Annotated in this window: 19 protein-coding genes and 1 pseudogene; 16 read left to right on the plus strand and 4 right to left on the minus strand. The window is 56.6% G+C overall.

What is annotated here, in order from left to right; all coding sequences use genetic code 11:
* The 9 genes from mrdA to TPH_RS03075 all read left to right on the plus strand — a co-directional run bounded on the left by mrdA (nt 1) and on the right by TPH_RS03075 (nt 10,915).
* Nucleotides 1-2,247, plus strand: a complete 2,247-nt coding sequence (gene mrdA, locus TPH_RS03035) for a penicillin-binding protein 2 (RefSeq protein WP_015049755.1) — start codon at nt 1-3, stop codon at nt 2,245-2,247.
* Nucleotides 2,248-2,392: 145 nt separating this feature from the next.
* Entirely contained in the window at nt 2,393-3,286 is an 894-nt protein-coding gene (minC, locus tag TPH_RS14630) for a septum site-determining protein MinC (protein WP_081578708.1), read from the plus strand.
* The gene (minD, locus tag TPH_RS03045) at nt 3,287-4,087 is read left to right on the plus strand and encodes a septum site-determining protein MinD (protein ID WP_015049757.1); all 801 of its coding nucleotides are present in this window, start codon (nt 3,287-3,289) and stop codon (nt 4,085-4,087) included. It abuts the gene before it with no gap.
* A gap of 16 nt (nt 4,088-4,103) precedes the next feature.
* Entirely contained in the window at nt 4,104-4,370 is a 267-nt protein-coding gene (gene minE, locus TPH_RS03050) for a cell division topological specificity factor MinE (protein WP_015049758.1), read from the plus strand.
* A gap of 103 nt (nt 4,371-4,473) precedes the next feature.
* Nucleotides 4,474-5,610 (plus strand): rod shape-determining protein RodA, encoded by a 1,137-nt coding sequence (gene rodA / locus TPH_RS03055; RefSeq protein WP_015049759.1) that lies wholly within the window; start codon nt 4,474-4,476, stop codon nt 5,608-5,610.
* A 67-nt stretch (nt 5,611-5,677) separates the two neighbouring features.
* Nucleotides 5,678-6,328: a murein hydrolase activator EnvC family protein gene (locus TPH_RS03060; protein WP_158502655.1), complete on the plus strand. Its 651-nt coding sequence runs from the start codon at nt 5,678-5,680 to the stop codon at nt 6,326-6,328.
* Between the two features lie 304 nt (nt 6,329-6,632).
* Complete coding sequence (locus TPH_RS03065) at nt 6,633-8,492, plus strand: TIGR03960 family B12-binding radical SAM protein (RefSeq protein ID WP_015049761.1); 1,860 nt, start codon at nt 6,633-6,635, stop codon at nt 8,490-8,492.
* 5 nt (nt 8,493-8,497) lie between these two features.
* On the plus strand, nt 8,498-9,211 hold the full coding sequence (locus TPH_RS03070) for a TIGR03936 family radical SAM-associated protein (RefSeq protein WP_049886067.1): 714 nt from the start codon (nt 8,498-8,500) through the stop codon (nt 9,209-9,211).
* A gap of 27 nt (nt 9,212-9,238) precedes the next feature.
* A complete protein-coding gene (locus TPH_RS03075) occupies nt 9,239-10,915 on the plus strand; it encodes an Rne/Rng family ribonuclease (protein WP_015049763.1) in 1,677 nt (558 codons plus the stop codon).
* Nucleotides 10,916-11,182: 267 nt separating this feature from the next.
* On the opposite strand, the gene ade is transcribed toward TPH_RS03075, so the two are convergent.
* Nucleotides 11,183-12,976: an adenine deaminase gene (gene ade, locus TPH_RS03080; RefSeq protein ID WP_015049764.1), complete on the minus strand. Its 1,794-nt coding sequence runs from the start codon at nt 12,974-12,976 to the stop codon at nt 11,183-11,185.
* A gap of 547 nt (nt 12,977-13,523) precedes the next feature.
* Between ade and TPH_RS03090 the strand changes: the two genes are divergently transcribed.
* The 5 genes from TPH_RS03090 (at nt 13,524) to TPH_RS03110 (ending at nt 18,249) form a co-directional block, all read left to right on the plus strand.
* Nucleotides 13,524-13,733, plus strand: coding sequence for a hypothetical protein (locus TPH_RS03090; RefSeq protein ID WP_028991115.1), 210 nt, complete (start codon nt 13,524-13,526; stop codon nt 13,731-13,733).
* 52 nt (nt 13,734-13,785) lie between these two features.
* The gene (locus TPH_RS03095; protein WP_201764485.1) at nt 13,786-14,718 is read left to right on the plus strand and encodes a DNA-methyltransferase; all 933 of its coding nucleotides are present in this window, start codon (nt 13,786-13,788) and stop codon (nt 14,716-14,718) included.
* Nucleotides 14,719-15,378: 660 nt separating this feature from the next.
* Nucleotides 15,379-16,956: an MBL fold metallo-hydrolase gene (locus TPH_RS03100; RefSeq protein WP_015049766.1), complete on the plus strand. Its 1,578-nt coding sequence runs from the start codon at nt 15,379-15,381 to the stop codon at nt 16,954-16,956.
* A 47-nt stretch (nt 16,957-17,003) separates the two neighbouring features.
* Nucleotides 17,004-17,741, plus strand: a complete 738-nt coding sequence (locus TPH_RS03105) for a DUF364 domain-containing protein (RefSeq protein WP_015049767.1) — start codon at nt 17,004-17,006, stop codon at nt 17,739-17,741.
* A 196-nt stretch (nt 17,742-17,937) separates the two neighbouring features.
* Complete coding sequence (locus TPH_RS03110; protein WP_015049768.1) at nt 17,938-18,249, plus strand: YbjQ family protein; 312 nt, start codon at nt 17,938-17,940, stop codon at nt 18,247-18,249.
* On the opposite strand, the gene TPH_RS15340 is transcribed toward TPH_RS03110, so the two are convergent.
* The gene (locus TPH_RS15340) at nt 18,239-18,376 is read right to left on the minus strand and encodes a hypothetical protein (protein WP_155990790.1); all 138 of its coding nucleotides are present in this window, start codon (nt 18,374-18,376) and stop codon (nt 18,239-18,241) included. The genes TPH_RS03110 and TPH_RS15340 overlap by 11 nt on opposite strands.
* 219 nt (nt 18,377-18,595) lie before the next feature.
* Here TPH_RS15340 and TPH_RS03115 point away from each other — a divergent pair, with 219 nt between their 5' ends.
* Nucleotides 18,596-19,522 carry a hypothetical protein gene (locus tag TPH_RS03115; RefSeq protein WP_015049769.1) on the plus strand — a complete coding sequence of 309 codons (927 nt, stop codon included), beginning with the start codon at nt 18,596-18,598 and terminating at the stop codon, nt 19,520-19,522.
* 106 nt (nt 19,523-19,628) lie between these two features.
* On the opposite strand, the pseudogene TPH_RS15070 reads toward TPH_RS03115, so the two are convergent.
* A pseudogene (locus TPH_RS15070) lies at nt 19,629-19,802 on the minus strand (IS110 family transposase); the annotation flags it as partial.
* Nucleotides 19,803-19,809: 7 nt separating this feature from the next.
* On the opposite strand from TPH_RS15070, the gene TPH_RS03120 reads away from it, so the two are divergent.
* Entirely contained in the window at nt 19,810-20,241 is a 432-nt protein-coding gene (locus tag TPH_RS03120) for a hypothetical protein (protein ID WP_015049770.1), read from the plus strand.
* A gap of 497 nt (nt 20,242-20,738) precedes the next feature.
* Here TPH_RS03120 and TPH_RS03125 read toward each other — a convergent pair whose 3' ends face one another.
* Nucleotides 20,739-21,032, minus strand: a complete 294-nt coding sequence (locus TPH_RS03125; protein WP_015049771.1) for a DUF4277 domain-containing protein — start codon at nt 21,030-21,032, stop codon at nt 20,739-20,741.
* Between the last annotated feature and the right edge of the window lie 10 nt (nt 21,033-21,042).

Genomic DNA, 21,042 nt, shown 5'->3' on the forward strand with positions numbered 1-21,042 from the left:
ATGATCGTCGACAAAAGCCTGATCAAAAAGTACAGAATCTGTCAGGGTATCGTCATCGCCATCTTCGCCGTTTTGGCGCTGCGGTTGATGACACTGCAGCTGGTGGAGGCGCCTGTTTATAAAACGAAGGCCGAGCAGAACCGCTTTCGCTTCCTGCCCATCCGCGCTCCGCGGGGTGAAATCGTCGACCGCAACGGAAGAGTGCTGGCGGCCAATAAAATCGTCAACACCGTCTCCCTGCTCAGGCAGCAGACGGATCAGGAGACGCTGGAGCACACCATCGACCGTCTGGCCGATCTGCTGGGGGATGTTTACCCGGAGATAGATGCCGAATACATCAAGAAGCTACTTGATGAACATAAGGAGCGTCCCTACGAACCCGTTGTTATCAAAAGGGACATCTCCATGGAGGTGGTGGCGCGCCTGGAAGAAAGGAGGCGCGAACTACCCGGAGTGCTCATCGGGAAGGAGATCGTTCGCTATTACCCCGAAAAAACCCTGGCCAGCCACATCATCGGGCATATCGGGGAGATCAGCCAAGAGGAACTCGAGGCCGATGATAATAACGAGTATCGGCCGGGAGATCTGGTTGGCAGGTTCGGCCTGGAAGCCCAGTACGAAAAGTACCTGCGGGGGAAGGATGGCTTCCAGCAGGTGGAGGTGGATGTTTCCGGCCGCCCTGTCGCCAACAGCGATCTGATCACGGTGAACCCGGAGCAGGGGAATAACCTGGTGCTGACTCTTGATTACGATCTACAGAAGGTTCTCGAGGAGGCCATGGATAAGGCCTTGGCGGAGCAGAAGAAAACGGCCGGCGCGGCTGTGGTGATCGATGTCCGCACAGGGGCGATCCTGGCCATGACCAGCCGTCCCAACTTCGATCCCAATGCTCTTGTTCCGCCGGTTTCGATGAAAGCGGTGCGGGATTACCTCGCCCCTCCGCCGGGCACTGAGCCCACCATGCTGAACAGGGCGATCAGCAGCAAATACCCTCCAGGCTCGACCTTTAAGCCGATTACCGCTATGGCTGCCCTGGAGGCCGGGGCGATCTCCACCCGGGACACCGTTTTTTGTTCGGGAAAATACCCCCGGCCGCCCTATACGGGGTGCTGGGGGGTGCATAGGACCGTCGATTTGTTCAAGGCGATGGCCGTTTCCTGCAATGTTTTCTTTATTGAGGCGGGACGACGCGCCGGGGTGGAGATGCTTTCTAAGATCGCCCATGAATTCCGCCTCGACGAGAAAACCGGGATCGATCTGCCCGGGGAGGTGGCCGGCGCTTTTCTCGATCCGGCCAAAAAGAAGGCCCGGAATTTGCCCTGGCTGGAGGAGTGGTATCAGAAGGAGCAGCAGGAGCTCGACAAAAAGTACGAAAGGCTGCTTGCCGAGGCCGATAGCGAACAGGAGAGGCGGGATCTCCTCTACCGTAAAAAGGATGAGGAGCGCCTTCTGAAATCTCAGTACAACGACAAGTACAATGTTTACGTTAAGTGGCAGCCTTACGACACCTATTATATGTCCTTCGGACAGGGCGGAAATGAATTCACCCCGCTGGGCCTGGCCAATTACGTGGCCACCCTGGCTAACGGGGGCAAGGTGATGCGCCCCTACCTGGTGGAGCGCGTCGAGACCCCTGATGGGAAAGTAGTCGCCCGCTTCGGCCCCAAGGTTGTGCACAGGGTGGACGTATCGGAGAGGTCGATGGAGCTCACCAGGGAGGCGATGGTCCGGGTCTGCGAGCCCGGGGGCACCGCTTACTGGCTTTTCGGAGATTTCCCCGTCAAGGTGGCGGCGAAAACGGGGACTGCCGAATCCGGCAGGGGGAAGGATCTCTACCACGGCTTGTTTGTGGCCTTTGCGCCGGCCGACGATCCAGAAATAGCCTTTGCCGGCATCATTGAATACGGGTACCACGGCTCGGAGTCGGTGGGGCCCGTGGCCAAAGAGGTTTTCCGGGAATACTTCGGCCTCAACAAGGAAGAGATCAAGGAGCAGGAGGATGTTGCTGAAGAAGGGCCGGATGCCGTGGCTGCTCCGCCGGCACAGCCTGTTACTTCTGAACGGGAAGACCAGGGAACGACGGATGAGACGGAGCCGGGGATCGCCCAGCCTCCTGCCGGGGAACCGGGTGTGCCGCAGGAGCCTCCGGCGGAGCCCGGGGATAATGGCGAAGGGGAGGCTCCAGGTGGGGTGCAGGAGTCGCTTCCTGCCCTCCCCGAGGAGAGGGAGCAGCCCCCTTCCGAATAGACATAATTTGTCAAAGCGAAGCAAAAAAAGCTGGAAAAACGAGGAATATTTTGCTCCGATTTTTATTTTTCACGGCAGGAATAAAAAAGTAGAAGGTAGAAATTATGTATCCGATGAGTGCTACTGGAGGGATTGCAGCCCGAAGATGAGAGATCTGGTAACATTTAAAGGAAGCCGCGCAGGACTGACGGTAATACTTGACGAGGATGATGATTTCCAAAGAATACTGGACCGGCTTGTGGAGAAAATCCAGGAGGCCAACGGATTTTTAGAAGGCTCAGCGATCAGTATCGATGTCGGTGCCAGGGATCTGCAGGATGATCAGCTGGATGCTTTGCGAAGAGTTCTTGCTGCCAACAACTTGCGCTTGCAACGGGTTTTGGCGGGTAGCGCTTCATCGAGGGAAAAGGGGCGAGCACGTGGACGGGAGGTGAAGAGGTTGGAGCAGGGAGCGGCTAAGGAGAGGGAACTGGTATTCTGGCGCACCCGAAAAAAGGGGAGAAAAGTCAACAGATCGCAGCAGCTTCTCCAGGGTAAAGAGGAGGCCGCCGCTAGCGCTCCTGTGGTCGAGGATGGTGTCGCTAAAGAACCTGCGGGGGAAAAGGATGATATCCCTTTGATCCGCTATACCACCAGACGCCAAAGTCGGGAGGATATAATTTCCCAGGAGCAGACGATTCTCATCCAGCGGACGATCCGGTCCGGTCAGCGGGTTTTTTACCCCGGTAATGTTGTTGTGCTGGGTGATGTCAACCCTGGGGGGGAGGTTATTGCCGGCGGCAATATCATCGTCATGGGGGCCTTCCGGGGGGTTGCCCACGCCGGTGCCATGGGTAAGGAGGACGCTGTTGTGGCCGCATTGCGCCTGGAACCTTCGCAGTTGCGCATTGCCGGGTACATTACGCGGGCGCCTGAGGGTGATATTTCCAGCCCGTATTACCCGGAAATAGCACGGGTGCAGGATGGTATCGTCATTATTGAACAATACCAGCCCGGTTCTGACCGGCACCACAGGGGACATGATAAAGGAGGAGCTTAAATGGGTGAAGTCTATGTGATTACTTCGGGTAAGGGCGGAGTTGGCAAGACGACGACCACGGCCAATATCGGCACTTCGCTGGCGATGATGGGGTATCGGGTTGTTTTGGTCGACGCCGATATCGGATTGAGAAACCTGGATGTGGTCATGGGGCTGGAGAACCGGATTGTTTACGACCTCGTCGACGTAGCGCATGGCCGCTGCCGTCTGCGGCAGGCTCTCATCCGCGACCGGCGCTTTGAGAACCTCTTTCTTTTGCCAGCTGCCCAGACGAAGGACAAGACCGCGGTCAGCCCGGAGCAGATGAAGGAATTAATAGAAAATGTGAAAAAAGAGAACGATTATGTTTTTGTCGACTGTCCGGCGGGGATCGAGCAGGGGTTCCGCAACGCTATCGCCGGGGCCGACCGGGCAATTGTGGTGACGACCCCGGAGGTGGCTGCTGTGAGGGATGCCGACCGCATTATCGGCCTGTTGGAGGCGGCGGAGGTGAAAGACCCCCTTCTGATTATCAACCGCATCCGACCCCAGATGGTGAAGAGGGGGGATATGCTGGACGTCGATGATGTCATCGAGCACCTGGCCATCGATCTGCTGGGAATCGTCCCTGATGACGAATCGATTATCATTTCTACGAACAGAGGGGAGCCTGCCGTCTTGAATTCAAGTTCCAAAGCAGGGGCGGCTTACCGCAACATCTCCCGGCGTATTACCGGTGAAGAGGTGCCCTTTCTCAACCTGGAAAACGGCGGCGGTTTTATGGAACGTGTCCGGCGGCTCTTGGGGATGCGTACCGGCTAACTAGGAGGGATAACCATTGCTGGATTTGCTGCAGCGGATATTCGGAAGAGAAACGCCCAAGAGTAAAAATGTGGCTCAGGAGAGGCTGCGTCTGGTGCTGATGCACGATCGCCTTGACCTCTCCCCGCAGTTGCTGGATGCCCTGCGAGCCGACCTTCTCAAGGTTATCCGTGACTACGCTGTAATCGATGAGGATGCCATGGAGATCGACCTGGAGCGGGGAAAGGGATGCGTTGCTCTGGTAGCCAACATCCCGGTGGTGAGGATGAAGAGGATTTCATAGGAGCCTGTTTCACTTTTTCGCCTGGATCTTCCTGCCCGCTGGCGATAGACTGCCTGGCTTGAATAACTTATAATGAAGCTGGATGGGAAGGGAGAGACGGGCATTGCCTTTTAACAAGCGTCTTCTGAAAAACCTCGATTATCTCCTGATAGCGGTTATTTTCTGCATCCTGGCCCTGAGCCTGCTGGTGTTGAGCAGCGCTACGGCCAACATCTCTTCCGATCCTTTATTTTTTGTAAAAAAGCAGCTGTTGGCCATCGGATTGGGGGGGATCTGCGCCGTTTTCATGATGGCCTTCGACTATAACAGGCTTGCCCGCTATCAGCACTTCATTTACGCCGTCCTGCTCATTTTGCTGGTCATCGTGATGGTGAAGGGCCATGCCTCGCGCGGGGCACAGCAGTGGATCGTCGTCGGAGGCTCATTTTTAATCCAGCCTTCTGAGTTCGGAAAGGTTATGATCATCATCAGTTTCGCCTCGTACCTGGCGAAGAGGGAGGGGAAGCTGAACACCCTCCGCGATCTTTTGCCTTCGTTTTTCTACTTCTCCGTGCCCTTTCTGCTGATCGTGGCCCAGCCCGACCTGGGGACGGCGCTGGTTTTTCTCGCCATCCTCTTGGGGATGCTGTTCTTTGCCGGTGTCAGGCCCGGCCTCCTGCTCGGCCTCATTGGCGGCGGTCTGGCGGTGGTGGTTACTGCTCTCGCCCTGCATTTCTCCCCCTTACATCTCCCTTTGCCCCTGGAGGAGCACCAGATCAACCGGCTGATCTCCTTTATCGACCCATATCGCGATCCCCATAATACCGGATATCAGGTGATTCAGTCACTGGTGGCCATCGGTTCCGGGGGGCTGATGGGGAAGGGGCTTTACCGAGGAACTCAGATTCAGTCTAACTTTCTCCCGGACCACCATACCGACTTCATCTTTTCAGTGGTGGGGGAAGAGCTGGGGTTCTTGGGAGCCGGATTGGTTCTCCTGCTTTACTTCATTCTAATTTCCCGGTCGCTCAAAACCGCCTTCTTTGCAGGCAACACCTACGGCAGACTGCTGGTGGGGGGCATCATCTCCATGTGGCTCTTCCATATCTTTGAGAATATCGGGATGACCATCGGGCTGATGCCCGTTACAGGGATCCCTCTCCCCTTCTTGAGCTATGGAGGGAGCTCCATGCTCACCAATATGGTCTCCGTCGGCCTGGTGTTAAGCGTCCAGTTGCGCAGGGAAAAGATGTTGTTCTAGTTATATTTCCCCAATCACGGCCATATACAATTTAATGGGAGTGGTCGTGATGAGGAGCGCTTTCTATTTGCCGGGCCGGAATTGGAGCCGCCGGGCGCGGGGATTCTGCTTACGCCTGGCGGCGGCAGCAGCCCTGTTTGTTTTGATCCTGGGGATCTCCGGCTTCGGAGGGGAGCCGGGGCGTTTTGTCCGGAGGGCAGTCGACTATGCCCTTACCCGAAATTACGATCTGGCCGGTTATGGGGCGCAGATCGCCCGGGTTCTTCAAGACATCCGGGAGGCAGCGGTTCCTCAAGGGAAGCAAGGTCTAGAGGTAGAGGTAGCCGCCCCGCAGAGAGAGGAGAGCTATTCGCTGCCGGATCTTCCCGTTTCCGGCAGGCTGGTCCGGGGTTTCGGGTGGCAGGAGGACGGCAGCGGCTGGCCGCGCTTTTCCGAAGGGATTGAGCTGGCCGTGCAGGAGGGCGCCCTGGTGCGGGCAGCCTTGCCCGGAAAGGTCAGCAGGGTAGCGGAAGACCGCTCGCTGGGCAAGATCGTCGTCATCGAGCACGGCGGGGCGGGCTCTACCCTCTACGGAAGACTGGGGGAGGTTGGGGTCAAGGAGGGGCAGGATGTGGCCCAGGGGCAGGTCATCGGCGCCGTTTCCGGCAACCTTTTTCACTTTGAGCTGAAAGAGGGGGACAGCCTGGTAGATCCGCTGTCCAGGCTCCAGCAGCGGTGACGCTGCGGTCCCAAACCACTGCTGCGGCGGTTTGCATTCACCGGGAAACTTGCGTCCGCAGGTTTTCTTTTTTCACTGCCTCGGTTACACTTTTATAGAAAAAGGGGAAAATAGTTTATTGATATATTGTATAAAGAGAGCCGGTGGCCTTTGTACGGGGGAAGTAATTCTTTCTGCTCGAGCGGTGGGACAGGGCTATTCTCGAGGACGCCTCAGATCAGGGGGCCGGCCGTGGCTGTTACCCCACCTCCAGAGATGCCCGGCGAAGAACCGGTGAGAACCATCGATCGGGAGGTCTGGCAAATTGTCGTTTCTGGAAGAGATCCTGAACAAAGAAATCTTGCCGGTCGTGCAGAGGCCGGCCCGTTACTTAGGGACCGAAGTAAACGCCGTGCATAAGGAATGGGAGAACATCTCCGTGAGGATGGCCTTTGCCTTCCCTGATCTCTATGAGGTGGGGATGTCCCACCTGGGATTGCAGATTCTGTACGGGCTGGTGAACGAGCAGGAGGACCTGCTCCTGGAGCGCGTTTTCGCTCCGGCGCGCGATATGGAGGAGGAGCTGCGCCGGAGGGGACTACCTCTCTTCAGCCTGGAGTCGCATCGGCCTTTACAGGAGTTCGATGTGGTGGGGTTTACCCTTCAGTACGAATTGACCTTCACCAATGTCTTGAACATGCTGGATCTGGCCGGAATACCGCTGTGGACGAGGGAGCGGGGGGACGAGCATCCCTTAGTGCTGGCCGGTGGACCTGCGGCTTTCAACCCGGAGCCCCTCGCCCCTTTCATCGATGCCTTTGTGGTCGGGGAGGGGGAAGAGTGCTTGCTGGAGTTGCTCAGGGTGGTCAAGGAGGTGAAGGGGTGCCGATCCCGGGCTTCCCGCAGCGCTCTGCTGGAAAGGCTGGTGGAGATACCGGGAATTTACATTCCTTCTTTCTATCGGGTGGAATACACCCCCGAGGGGAGGGTGGCGGATATCATCCCTACGCACCCCAGGGCACCGCGAAGGGTGCGGCGGAGGATGGTCTTCGATATGGACAGCGCTTACTTTTCAGTGAAGCCTGTTGTGCCCCTGGCGGAGGCCGTTCACGAGCGGGGGATGGTGGAGATCTTTCGAGGATGTACCAGGGGATGCCGCTTCTGTCAGGCCGGGATCATCTACCGCCCGGTGCGGGAGAGGTCGCCGCAGGTGCTCGTGCGCCAGGCCAGGGAGATCATTGAGAATACGGGGTTTGAGGAGATTTCCCTGGTTTCTCTGAGCAGCCTGGATTACAGCGGCCTGGAGTCGCTGCTTCCGCGGCTTACTCAAGTTTGTTCGGAAAGCCGGACCGGTATTTCTCTCCCTTCTCTCCGGGTGGATTCCTTCAGCGTGGAGACTGCACGCGGGCTCCCCGGCCGCAGGACCAGCGTCACCTTTGCGCCGGAGGCGGGAACGCAGCGACTGCGGGATGTGATCAATAAGGGGGTTACTGAGGACGACCTCCTGGATGCCGTGCGGGCGGCCCTCGCTGCCGGATGGAATGCCGTCAAGCTCTATTTCATGGTAGGGCTTCCCACGGAAGAGCGGGAGGACCTGGAGGGGATAGCCGAACTCGTCCGCAAGGTGCGGCAGATCGGAAGGCAGTCCGGTAGGAGGAAGCTGCGGGTAACCGTCAGCGCCTCCTCCTTTGTTCCCAAGGCACACACACCATTCCAGTGGGAGGGGCAGAACCCGCGCCCTGTTCTCGCCGATAAGCATAGTTTTCTGCGAGAGCTGATCAATAAGAGGGGTGGGGAATACAACTGGCACAATGTGGAGATGAGCTTCCTGGAGGCGGTCTTTGCCAGGGGGGATCGCAGGCTGGCGGCCGCCCTGGAGGCAGCCTGGCGCCGGGGGTGCCGTTTCGATGGCTGGACCGAGTTCTTCCGCTTTTCCTTATGGGAAGAGAGTTTCCGGGAGACCGGTCTCGATCCCGTCGCCTACGCGGAGAGGTTTTTCTCCTATGAGGAGATGCTCCCGTGGGATGTGATCGACACAGGTGTGAGCAGGGATTTCCTCATCGACGAGCACAGGCGTGCCCTGAAGGCAGAACCCACGGCCGACTGCCGTTCGGCAGCATGTACGGGCTGCGGGATCTGTCCGGCGTTTAAGGTAAGACCCATCCTGATTCGAGAGAGGGGATGAAAACCTTGCCCTGGTATCGGCTGGAGTACGCAAAAAAGGGAAAGGCGCGCTTCCTTTCCCACCGGGAGGTGATGACCGCCTTTCAAAGGGCCTTGCGGCGGGCGGCACTACCTCTGGCTTACAGCAGGGGGTTCAACCCGCGCCCGCGCCTCTCCTTCGGGCCGTCCCTGGCCCTGGGGGTGGCGGGGATGAAGGAATGCCTGGATGTGGAGCTGAACAGGGTGGTGGAAGCGGAGGAGAGCCTGAGAATCTTGAATTCCGAACTGCCTTCAGGTCTTGAGGGACGGCGTCTGGAGCTCCTGCCTCCTAATGATCCGGGGCTGGGGAAGATTGTGAATTGTGCCTGGTACAGGGTAAGCCTTCCCCTCAGCTCAGCGGGAGTGGATGTTTTTCAACCGCTGCTGCGGGAGCTGCAAGATTCTGAAGGTAACTGGGATTACAGAAAACCCGGCGACGGTAAGGTATACGACCTTGCCGCCGGTGTCTTGGAGTGCCGTGTTCTTGCTGACAGCACCGGGATTTATCTGGACTTTCTTCTTAAGATCGGTAGCGGGGAAGTTCCCCTGCGCGGCCTTTTGGAGGTGCTGGGGGAGAGGGCGGGGCTGCCCTTTTCCTTACTACCGGCTTTTGTAGAGCGCTGCGGGATTTACCGCCGGGTGGAGGGATGTCTGGTAGACCCCTTCGGCGAGATCAAGGCATTGTGGGAAGAAGATATTTAGAAGGAAAGATATTTAGAGGGGAAGAGAATGCAAAAGGAAGTTGAGAAAGAGATTATCGTGCAGGTGACTAAGGAAGAGACTAGAGTTGCCGTGCTGGAGAACCACAAGATCGTGGAGTTTTACCTGGAGAGATCTTTTCATAAAAGGCTGGCCGGGAACATCTATAAGGGGAAGGTTGCCAACGTGCTTCCGGGGATGCAGGCGGCCTTTGTCGATATCGGGCTGGAGAGGAATGCCTTTTTATATGTCGAGGATGTCAAGCTCCACCACGAAAAGGACCTGCCCATCCAGAATTTGCTGAGAGAAGGGGAGGAGATCCTGGTTCAGGTAACCAAAGAGCCGTTCGGCACCAAGGGCGCCAGGGTGACGACGCTGCTTACCTTCCCTGGGCGCTACGTGGTTTTTCTCCCCTATCTCGATTCCATCGGTGTTTCCCGTCGCATCAAATCCGAAAAGGAACGGGAGAGGTTAAAAAGGCTGGCTGAGGAACTGCGCGTTCCCCACAGGGGGTTGATCGTGCGCACCGTTGCCGAGGGTATCAGCAAAGAGGAGATGGAAAAGGATGTCAGGGAGCTGTACGGCCTCTGGAAGACGGTGCAGGAGAAAGCTCTCCGCAAATCCGCTCCGGCTCTCATTCACCAGGAGCTGGAGCTGGTCTCCTGGATTTTGCGGGATCTCTTCGGGGATGATGTCGACCGCTTGCTCACCAATGACCCGGAAACCTACGATAGAATTCGGGATTACTTGAGATCCATCGAGCCGTCGTGGGCGACGCGGGTTAAGCTCGTGGAAAAGGACTTCGACAGCCTTTACGGGCTCGACCAGGAGATCTCCCGCGCTCTGAGGCCGAAGGTGTGGCTGAAGAGTGGGGGATATCTGGTGATCGATGAGGCGGAAGCCTTGACGGTTATCGACGTCAATACGGGAAAGTATACAGGGGCTAAGAATTTTGAGGAGACCATTCTGCGCACCAATCTGGAGGCCGTTCAGGAAATCGTCCGCCAGATCCGCCTGCGCAACCTGGGGGGTATTATCATCGTCGATTTTATCGATATGGAGAAGCAGGAACACCGGGATCGGGTCATCCGGCAGCTGGAGGAAGAGTTGAAAAAGGACAAGACCAGAACCTACGTGCTCGGGCTCACCCAACTCGGTCTGGTGGAGCTGACCAGGAAGAAGGTCCGGCCGAGCCTGAGCAGTTTGCTGGAGCGCACCTGCCCATATTGTGAAGGGACGGGAAGGGTGCTCTCCGAAGAAACGGTGGGGATCAAGGCCTGCCAGGAGATCAGGTCGCTGGCGGCCTGCAGTGACGCTCCGGGTATCCTCGTGGAGGTGCACCCCTCTGTGGCTGCCTACCTGATCGGGGGAGGGGGGAGCCACCTCCGGGAGCTGGAGAGGGAGATCGGCAGGAGGATTATCATCAAAGGAATCGACACCACCCATCTGGAGGAGGTGCGCGTCCGGGGTTTGGCGGGGGAGGAGGAGCTCTCCCGCCTGTCCTCTCCGGTCAGCACTGGTGAGGTCCTCGAGGTGGAGATCGAGGATGTTCACGCCACCAATCCAAAAGACGGGATAGCGAGGATTCAGGGCTATATCATCGATGTGGAAGGGGGGAGCGACTGCGTCGGCCGGAGGGTGCTGGTAGAGGTTCAAAAGGTCGACCGCACCTGTGCCAGAGCCCGGATATTAAGAGGGGCCGGTTGAATGATTGGGATTCAACGCCCGGTAGTGTATGATTTTAGTAGGAGACTAGGAGGAGCAAAAAGAAAAGAGACCTCTAGCAGCTGGCTGTAGTGGAGGCAACCGACTGCCGGCAAAGGAGATTACAAGTGCAGCCAGGCCGGAGGCGGGGGGTTGCCGGTAACGGTCGGGTCTGTATTCTGTTGGTAAGTTTAATAGTTTAGTCCACCAGTGGTAAAGGGGCTGCCCTGGAGAGGGTAGCCGGGAAGAGGGCGGGGAAAGCTCCCGCCCTCACGGCATGATCAGTTCGGCGAACTGGAATTGCACCGTATCCACAAGCCCTCTGTTGGTAAGGCGCAGTTCGGGGAGGACGGGGAGAGAGAGCAGGGACATGGTCATGAAGGGGGACACGAGACGGCAACCCAGGGCTTCCCAGGCGTGCCGCAGTTGGGCGACTTGCCCGGCTACTTCTTCCACCGGCCTTTCCGACATCAGCCCGGCGATGGGCAGGGGGAGCAGAGCCAGAACTTTGCCGTCCCGGACTGCGACCATCCCGCCCCCGCATTCCGCCAGCTTGTTGCCTGCCAGGGCCATGTCACCGTCGTTCATGCCGACGATGAGGAGGTTGTGGCTGTCGTGGGCGACGGTGGAGGCGACGGCGCCCCCCTGGAACCCGAATCCCTTCACCAGGCCCAAGCCCATGGTCCCCTTTTTCCCGTGGCGTTCGATAACTGCCACCTTGGCCAGGTCGTGGGCTGCTGAGGCCTCGATCCTCCCATTCGCCACCGGGACTTCGACGGGGAGGTGTCTCGTCAAAACGCTGGCCTCGACTACCTCCATTGCCCTGACCCGCACCCTGCTCTTGCCGGGAGGAGCGTCGATGCGGAAATGTTCCGGCTTCAGGGGCTCCTTCAGGTGCACCGAATTGCGGGCGAAGTCAGGGTAGGCAAAAGCCGGGAGTTCGACGAGGAGCTTCCCGCCGGAGGCGATGATCTTCCCGTCCACCATCACCATGGCCACCTCAACCTGAGCCAGGTCCTTGAGAAAGAGGATGTCGGCGAAGCGACCTGGGGCGATTGCCCCCAGGTCCTGGTCGACCCGGAAGCATTCCGCCGTGTTGATGGTGACGGCCTGGATGGCCCGGATGGGGCTCAGTCCTTCGCTGATTGCCCGCCGCACCACGTGGTTGAGGTGCCCTGTGGAGAGGATGGTCTCAGGGTGCACGTCGTCGCTGACCAGGATCGCCCTGCGGCCGTCGATGCCCGTTTCGGTGAGGCTCTTCACCGTTGCGGCTACGTCGCGCCAGGCGGAGCCCTCCCGCATCTTGGCGTAGATCCCCAAGCGCATCCTGTTCAGGGCGTCTTCCTTCAGGATCATCTCGTGGTCGGACCTGATGCCTGCGGCGGCGTAGGCAGCGGCTCCCCGGAAGTCGCCGGGCATGGAGTAATGCCCGGTGATGGGCTTGCCCGCCTCCAGGGTTGCCCGCAGCTCTCCGTGGACCTCCGGGCTGCCGGCCAGCACCCCGGGGAAGTTCATCATTTCTCCCAAGCCGCAGATCTCCGGCCACTCCATGGCTGCGGCGATCTCGGCAGGACCGAAGGTGGCTCCGGCGTCCTCAAAGCCGGGGGCGGCGGGGACGCAGGAGGGTATAGTTGCCATAACCTTCAGTGGGAGCTGGCGTCCTTCTTCCAGCATCAGGCGCACTCCGTCCATCCCGAGGACGTTGGCGATTTCGTGGGGGTCCATGAAGATTCCGGTCGTCCCGAGGGGGAGCACGGCCCTGGCGAACTGGGTTACCGTCACCATACTGCTCTCCACGTGGAGATGGCCGTCGAGGAAGCCGGGGCAGAGGTAGTAACCTGAGGCATCGATGACCTCTGTTGACTGCCCTGTGGTATGGCTCACGTCTCCAATGCTGCAGATGCGCTCTCCTTTGATGGCAATGTCCCAGCGAAGGATCTCGCCGGTGAAGACGTTGACGACCTTCCCTCCTTTGATCACCGTGTCTGCCGGAATTCTCCCTGCCGCTGCCGCCACCAGTTCCTGGGTGACCTCGGCGAGGGGGCGGCGCCTCCTGTCGTGCATTTCTATCTCCTCCGGAGTAAAGTTTTTATTGGCTTTCCTGTGGAAAGGGATTTAAGAGGTTAAAGATATTATACCTCGAAACTCGTCGCTCCAGGTATGGCTGGAGCGTCGAAGACCCTGCTTCCTCCGAACAGTTTTCCTGGCAATAAATGTTTCCGAAATCTTTTTCATAAAGGAAAGTGTATAATTAGCTTGCTTACAAAAGTCCCGGCCTTGGGCCGGGGCAGGAAAAACTTTATCCGGAGCGCGAATCTCTGCAGGATTTATAACCCGAATGCAGTAATGAATACATTAGTGTATTTCTCGTCAGGGGGAAGAGCAGCGGAGCTTAAGCGCGGCTTCAAAACCTCGGAGCTTTCCAGACTGACCGGGCTGACTCCCAGGCAGCCGGACCACTGGGATAGAACCGGCGATTTTAAGCCGAGCCTGGCCAATGCTGCGGGCAAGGGGAGCACCCGGTTTTATTTTTAGACGTCGTACAGCTTCGGACTGCCGGAGAGCTTAGGGCGGGGGGAGTTTCTCTGCAGGCTCTCAGGCGGGTTATCGAATGCCTGCAGTCAAAGGGATTGAAACAGCCGCTGGCCGAGGCCAGGCTCGTGGTCAGCGGGAGCGACTTCTTGCTCCTCAAGGGATAAAGGGAATTGGTCAGCGTTCTCAATGCTCCGGGGCAGGAAGTGCCGGGCAGCGGGTTCTTGATCTTCCCAGGATGCTGAAAAAGATAGAGCAGGGGATTGCCAGGCAAAGGGAACCTGCTTGATTCGCAAAAATTAACTTTATAATATAAACCAGCGAATTAACCGGGAAAGAGGTTGAGCGAAACCATGGCGACGAAAACGGCTTCCTTTGGATCCCCGAAAAGGGAGGGGCATGATGCCTCGCATTTCTACTCGAGGAGTCTTTACAAGGTAGATTTTGCATCCCTGCACCGCTTCCTTATCGACACCTGTACTGCTCAACTGGCAGGTCGGGAGAGGAGCGTTCCCCCCAGGCCCTTGATGGATTGGGGTGATCGGATTTACTGCCACACATCGGAGGATATGCATCAGATTCCCGATAACAGCGTTGCCCTGGCATTTACTTCACCCCCGTACAACTCCGGAAAGGAATACGACGAAGACCTCGACCTGCAGATGTACTTCGGTTTGATCGCCAGGGTAGGGGCGGAAGTTTTTAGAGTCCTGAAGCCGGGTGGAAGGTACGTAATCAACATCGCCAACCTGGGGCGCAAGCCCTACCTTCCTCTTCATGCGTACTTTTACCTCGTGCACATCGGTTTGGGGTTTCTTCCCGCAGGCGAAGTCATCTGGCAGAAGGGAAGGGGCGCCAGCGGCTCCTGCGCCTGGGGGAGCTGGCTTTCTGCCCGCTCACCCCGCTTGAGGGACATCCACGAATACCTGTTGGTGTTCGTCAAAGAACACTTTAAGCGCCCGGAGAAGGGAGAATCAGACATATCGAAGGATGAATTCATGTCCTCGACTCTCTCCATCTGGGAAGTGCCGCCGGAGTCCGCCAAAAGGGTTGGGCATCCCGCCCCCTTTCCGGTGGAGCTGGCCAGCAGGGTGATCAGGCTCTACTCCTACGTTGATGACGTCGTCCTTGACCCCTTCTGCGGCTCCGGGTCCACCTGCGTTGCGGCCAAAAGGCTGAACAGGCATTGGGTCGGCTACGATATCGTTGAAGAATACTGCGCCCTGGCCGAAGAGCGCCTGACGAAAGAAGGATTAGGTAAGTGCCGAGCTTGAAGACCGAATGCACGGAACTGGCTTTGGCTTTTAGTAGCGCTGCTATTTAAATTCCATAGTGAGGTAAGGTGGTCCCACGGGAATTTCTGCGGGAATCCCGAAGCCAGGCTTTACAAGGAGTTTAGATGGACAGAGGTCCTTTTTTTGAGAGGCTGCACAATGCATGACCGAAGAATACGAGAAGGAGGTTTTTGCAGAAACTTTTTGGGCTTGATCCCTAAAGATCTAGAGAGCGAGAACAGTTCAATTGAGAGGTGTAATAAAGCTTGGGGGTAATCCCGTCGGCTTTTTTTGTTTGGGGATGTTTTTAACACTACGCTAAGCCGTCCTTTTGTTTGGTTGTTTTTGGCCTGGACGGCGAGAAGGCAGGGAGAAGGGCCATTTAAAGGCAGCGAATAGGTCCCAAAAGGAAAAAGAGGAGAGAACGCCGAAATTGTGTGGAGATTTGCCAACCAGTTTCAAAGGCGGTTTGCCGGAAGGGCGCTTTCTGCGGGGACGGCGGAAAGCGGCGGTTCACACTTCAGTGCGGTGGTAGAACTATCCCGCTCTGCGGAATGAATGCCGGGATGCTGTAATTGTGGTGTTGGGCCGGACGGTCCGGGACTTCAACAGGTTGTGCGAATCATAGCCTTTGCTTTTGGTTCGGGAGGGGAATCTGGAATGCCGGTCACGCTGACTTTCTACGACGGCACCGACTGCATCGGCGGCAACAAGATCCTTTTGGAAGACGGAGGAGCCGCCCTGCTCTTCGACTTCGGCACCAACTTTTCTGCGGAGGGGACGTACTTCGATGAGTTTCTTCAGCCCAGGAGCAGCTTCGGCCTGTCCGACCTGCTTTGCCTGGGCTTTCTTCCGCCTCTGAGGGGGCTGTACAGAGAAGATCTGGAGTATCCGGGTACTTGGGAGAAGTACAACGGCCATCCTATGTTCCGCAGCCTTGAGGTTCAGGGCGTTTTTCTTTCCCACGCCCACTACGACCACTGCGGCTACTTCCCTTACCTGCGGGAAGACATTCCCGTGTTTATGAGCCTGACCAGCGCCCTCCTCTGCAAGGTTTTGCAGGACACTGGCGGAGGAAACAGGCTGAACGACATCTGCTACGTGGAGCCCCGGGAGTTAAAGGACGGCCTTATTCAAAAGGCGAAGTCGACAAAGAGCAATCCCAACCCGGCCAGGCAGCGCCCCCACCGTGCTTTCGGCGGCAGCGCCTCTGCCGGCGTATGCAGCTTCTGGGAGCGCAGCGACTCCTCGCGGGGCCTGATCAGCTGCCCGCTGGAATCGTGCGGGGATGCGGCGGAGGCAGGAGGGCTTCAGGTATGCTTCTGGCCGGTGGACCACTCCATACCAGGGGCGGGGGCGTACGGCATCAAGACTTCCGAGGGCTGGATAATCTACACGGGCGACCTGCGGCTTCACGGAAAATATTCCTATCTGACGAGGCAGTTTATCGGAGCAGCGGCGGAGCTCGGACCGACGGTGCTCATCTGTGAGGGCACGCACCCCGAAGTCACGAGGCCGGTTGGCGAAGAGCACGTGGCTGCGAACTGCTTTGAGGTGGTGAAGGAAGAAGATGGCCTGGTTGTGGCCGACTTCGGCCCGCGCAACGTCGAACGGCTGCTGTCGTTCCTGGAGATAGCGGGGGAGACCGGCCGTCTGCTGGTCCTCACAACCAAAGATGTTTATCTGCTGGAAGCCCTGCATGCGGTGGGCGGCTTGGGCATCCCGCACCCGTACGAGAGCAGCCAGATCGCCCTTTACGTTCGCCCTCAGGTCGTGCGGAAAAAATGGGAGAATGCCCTGTTGGACAGGTTCGCAGCGCGAGCGCCCGAAAGGCTTGTTGGCGCAGCGAAGATTAAGGCCGACCCCGGCAGGTACATCCTCTGCTTTTCGTACTACGACTTTCACGCCTTGCTAGACATCGAGCCGGAAGGCGGAACGTATATCTACTCTTCCAGCGAGGCATTCAACGAGGAAATGCTGCTCGACCACGAAAAGGTGCGAAACTGGATAGACCTGTTTGGGTTCAAGCTCTACGGCAGCCTGGGACGGGAAAGAGAAAAGTCCGGCTTCCACGCCAGCGGCCACATCCACGGCCCGGGGATAGAAGAATTAGTGGAAAGCATCAAGCCGGAAATTCTGATTCCGGTACACACTGAAAGCAGGGATTTTTTCAGGCGGTTTGAGGATGTCTGCAGGGTGATCTATCCGCAGAAAGGGAAAAGCATAACGCTTAAATAAGTACTGAGTGAGCGGAGAAACGATAAAAATTAAAAGGAGGCGGGAGAATGAGCCTGATTGATGATATTATTGACAGTTTGGTTGGCGACGAAGTTGTCAGGGATGTTCGGGTTGGCCCTTTCTGGACAGGCGTATGGAGCCGCTGCTGCGGCCTGGCCTCCACAACCTTCACGCACGAGCATGAGGGGCGTTTTCCCGTAGGTGAGGCGGGTTTTTTGACGGGCAAAAGCGCTCGCTCTCTGTGCCGCTATGCAACTTCGGAAAGCCTGCTGGAAGCCACTATCGGAATCGCCGCCATCAATTCTTTGATAGAGCCGGATGTGGAGCGGTGCCAGGAGATTAACGCCGGGGAATTGCTCGTGGAGAGGGGGGCGGGGAAACGGGTCGCGGTTGTGGGGCATTTCCCCTTTGTTCCGCAGCTGCGCAGGGTGGCCGGAGAGCTCTGGGTGCTGGAAAAAAGACCTCAGGACGGTGATTTGCCGGCGGAAGAGGCGGCAAACATCATTCCCATGGCCGACGTGGTAGCCATAACCGGTACTGCACTGATCAACGGTACAATGGAAGGGCTTCTTGAGCTCTGCCGGAAAGACAGCCTGGTGATGGTGCTGGGCCCGACGACGCCTCTTACGGCCGTATGGTTTGATTATGGAGTGGATTTGATTTCCGGGACGCGCGTGGTGGAGCCGGAGACGGTGCTCAGATTCGTTTCAGAAGGTGTGGTTTTCAAGCAGCTGGGCGGTCGGGGCGTCAGGCTGCTCACTATGACAAAAAGCAGTGTCAAATAGAGGCTTTTTAAACGGGTGCAGTGGTTCGGTTGCACCCCTTGGTGAACCAGAATCCAACGAATTCGCTAGTGGGAATTTGTCAATTATAAAGGGGAACTTCCGTTCTGCTGGGCGATCAAAAGTTCCGGTATCTAGAAAGGATATTCAGATTGTCTGGCGAAACAGACAGTATCTCAGCCAAAAGGAGGCCGAACAGATGATCATGACAACCACACCCTCTATTGAGGGAAAGCCGGTTCAGGAGTACCTGGGCATCGTTACCGGGGAGGCCATTATGGGAGCCAATATTGTGCGTGATTTCTTCGCCAGCGTAACGGACGTCGTAGGCGGTCGCTCCGGGGCCTATGAGGCCAAGCTGAGCCAGGCCCGCCGGTTGGCGCTGCGGGAGATGGCCGAAGAAGCTCAGCAGCTGGGAGCCAATGCCGTCATCGGCATCGACCTGGACTACGAGGTAGTGCGGGATGGGATGCTGATGGTCACGGTCAGCGGTACCGCCGTCAGGGTATAGGTAGCGCTTGACGCGCGTCTTTGGTCTCTCCCTCCCGGTAGCGGGCCAGCAGGCGCTCCTCCGTTATCGCCCGCCAGGGTTTTATTCTGTTAATGATTATTGCTTTCACGACGGTTTTAGCGATCATCTGGAGGTAATGCCCCCGGGGAAACGGAAAACAAGCCCCTGACTGAAGCGGAGAGGGTCAGAGGCAGGATGCTGTCTTTTACAGTTGCCGGAATTTTCTTTGCCGTGGTGATTCTGCTGTGCAAGGTGTGCAAGCCTTGACGACATTATGAGAGAATAGCAGGGTAAAAATATATTATTCAGATTTTGGTGCCTAAGAACCAAGAAAGGGTGAGTCGGAGTGGATATCCACCATCGTTTGGCTACGGCGGCACAGCGGGTGGAAGAGAAACGAAAGTTGCTGCGCAGGCTTGAGCATACCTGCCAGATGGCAACTGCCGAAAAGGAACGTTCTGCCAAGCTAAAGAAGCGATTGACTTCCGAGGAAAAAGACATGAAGCGGCTCGACGGGCTGTCGCTGGTAAACCTGTTTCACACCGTACTCGGTGATAAGGAGAAGGCCAGGCAAAAAGAGCGGCAAGAATACCTGGCCGCCAAGCTCAGCTACGATGAATCCTGTGATACTCTAAAGACCCTGGAAGCCGAGCTGGAGAAACTGGAAAAGGAAGTAAAAGCCCTCGGGGATCCGGAGCGGGAATATGAAGCTGCTTTGAAAGACAAGGAAGGATTTTTGCTTCAAACCGGCGCTCCGGCTGCCCGGCAACTTTTTGAACTGGATGAGCAGGAGGGGCGCCTGGTTGCCGCGATGAAGGAAATTGATGAAGCACTCCGGGCTGGAGAAAAAGTCATCGAAGCACTGGGGAATGTGGAGAATCACCTGAGCAGTGCCCGCAACTGGGGGGCCTGGGACCTCCTGGGGGGAGGTCTGCTAGCCACGGCGGTTAAGCATTCCCGCCTTAACGAAGCCCGAATAGATGTCCATCGTGCCCAGCAATTGCTGCATTTATTTGAACGTGAGCTTGCCGACGTCAAGGAAGAGATGAAGATTGATATCGGTGGGTTGGCCACCTTTGCAGACTTTTTCTTCGACGGGCTGATTGTAGACTTGGTAGTACAGTCCAGAATACACAAATCGCTGGACTGCACCAAACAGCAGAAGGCAAGGGTGCAGGAAGCTGTAGCCCGGTTACGGCAGATGGTGGATGAAGCCCAAAACAGCTTGAAGGAAATTCATGAGCAGAGAAGACAGATTATTGAAAATGCGTAAAATGGATTCTACTTGGCGTGTTTTGCTCACTTTAATTTTATCTTCAATTTTATCTTCTGGGGCATTAGACGAGTATAATTAAAACCCGTACAATTTTCCGCCACAATCAAAAAAGTAGCAGGGCATCAACCACCCGCACGAGTTTTCGTGCAGTAAGAACCAAAGCACGGCGATGGTGGTGAGTGGAACTCTCTTTAAACTTACGGGCATAGAACTCGGCAAACCGGGGGTCCCCTTTACGCACGCTGTCGGCGGCCATTACAAAGTAATGGCGCAGGTACTTCTTAATGCCCGGACTCACCGTTGGCCTCATTGCTATCTTCTACTGGTATTGGCATGCTAAAGGTGGGAACCCTTTAAGCTGCCCAAGGGCTTTATTTGATGTCAGCCTAGCTTTGGCTCCTGTTTTGCTGTATCTCGTGTTTGAAATAATCCCGGGGTCAAAGAGTGTCACTGAAGATGTTTTTTCTTTATTATCTACCCCAGCAGAAATACTGTACCTTCTTTACCGCGGGGCAACAGGAACCATCGGTCAGAGTTTGAATTCTCTCGGAAACCTTGCCATCCGGGTTTTTGTTCTCGTAACATCTCTAACTGTCTTAACGTTCAGGTCAAAAAAGCTCTCTTTCATCCTGGTACTGGCCATAATTGCCAATACCTACCTTGCCGCAATTCTGTTAGGATTCCTTCAAATAATGATGGTCGGTGCTCTTGACTGACTAGACACCAGTTGCTGGGGACTTTCTTCAAAACGGAACACCGATGTTACCGGTCGACCGCTGACGCATAGGGCACATATTCTCAATATGAATGGTGAGTCCTACCGGCTCAAACAACGTCAGTCTAAGACAGCTTAGCAAGGAGGTGGATCTTTTAAAAGATCACAGTGGCTTATTTTTGTAAAAGATCTTGCGCCCTGGGGATTTTCGACCCATCATCTGGAATCACCGCCCGGATTGAGGTTTGTCATTTATAATGATTAATTCTCCATAAAGGATTCAATCTCCTGGCCCGATTTGGTATGAGTTTGTCACGTTCAGCTCCACCACCGCCTGCTTTTTGTCCTTCTTCTGGTCAGGACGAAAGCCCAGCCTGATGAGGTCGCTTTTATTGTAGTCCCCTTCGAATGTAGAAGGATGTGGTGTCCCAGAGGATCTGGTCCGGGTCGATCTTGAAGTGAGAAAGTACGGCGAGCACGACGGCCTTGCCGATATCGTCAACGCAGGGAGCTACCGCATCCAGAGTTCTGCCCACCCGGTCGTCGTTCGTCGTTCAGATTATTAGGCGGTATCCCGTAGAGTTCACGGATGCCCCTTATCTCCGCCCAATCTTCGAGGTAAAGGAGAGGCAAGGGGTCGTCAAGGCGATTTAACACCAGTTGCTCGATCATCTGGCCGTGGGAGAGTCCCCCGTCATCACGCTCCATCGGCACGATTCGGTCCACGATCTCTCGGATGACGAGAGAATTAATGAACGGTTTCAAAAGGTAGAGCGATCCGATGAACTTCATGGAATCGATA

It is taken from the genome of Thermacetogenium phaeum DSM 12270 (assembly GCF_000305935.1).
Classification (GTDB): Bacteria; Bacillota; DSM-12270; order Thermacetogeniales; family Thermacetogeniaceae; genus Thermacetogenium; species Thermacetogenium phaeum.

Bases quoted from the DNA above. Each gene is read 5' to 3' on its own strand.
- minC (WP_081578708.1), top strand. From the start codon at position 2,393: ATGAGAGATCTGGTAACATTTAAAGGAAGCCGCGCAGGACTGACGGTA.
- TPH_RS03075 (WP_015049763.1), top strand. From the start codon at position 9,239: ATGCAAAAGGAAGTTGAGAAAGAGATTATCGTGCAGGTGACTAAGGAA.
- mrdA (WP_015049755.1), top strand. From the start codon at position 1: ATGATCGTCGACAAAAGCCTGATCAAAAAGTACAGAATCTGTCAGGGT.
- TPH_RS03100 (WP_015049766.1), top strand. From the start codon at position 15,379: ATGCCGGTCACGCTGACTTTCTACGACGGCACCGACTGCATCGGCGGC.
- ade (WP_015049764.1), bottom strand. From the start codon at position 12,976: ATGCACGACAGGAGGCGCCGCCCCCTCGCCGAGGTCACCCAGGAACTG.
- TPH_RS03090 (WP_028991115.1), top strand. From the start codon at position 13,524: ATGCCTGCAGTCAAAGGGATTGAAACAGCCGCTGGCCGAGGCCAGGCT.
- TPH_RS15340 (WP_155990790.1), bottom strand. From the start codon at position 18,376: ATGATCGCTAAAACCGTCGTGAAAGCAATAATCATTAACAGAATAAAA.
- TPH_RS03125 (WP_015049771.1), bottom strand. From the start codon at position 21,032: ATGAAGTTCATCGGATCGCTCTACCTTTTGAAACCGTTCATTAATTCT.
- TPH_RS03105 (WP_015049767.1), top strand. From the start codon at position 17,004: ATGAGCCTGATTGATGATATTATTGACAGTTTGGTTGGCGACGAAGTT.
- TPH_RS03110 (WP_015049768.1), top strand. From the start codon at position 17,938: ATGATCATGACAACCACACCCTCTATTGAGGGAAAGCCGGTTCAGGAG.
- minD (WP_015049757.1), top strand. From the start codon at position 3,287: ATGGGTGAAGTCTATGTGATTACTTCGGGTAAGGGCGGAGTTGGCAAG.
- TPH_RS03120 (WP_015049770.1), top strand. From the start codon at position 19,810: ATGCCCGGACTCACCGTTGGCCTCATTGCTATCTTCTACTGGTATTGG.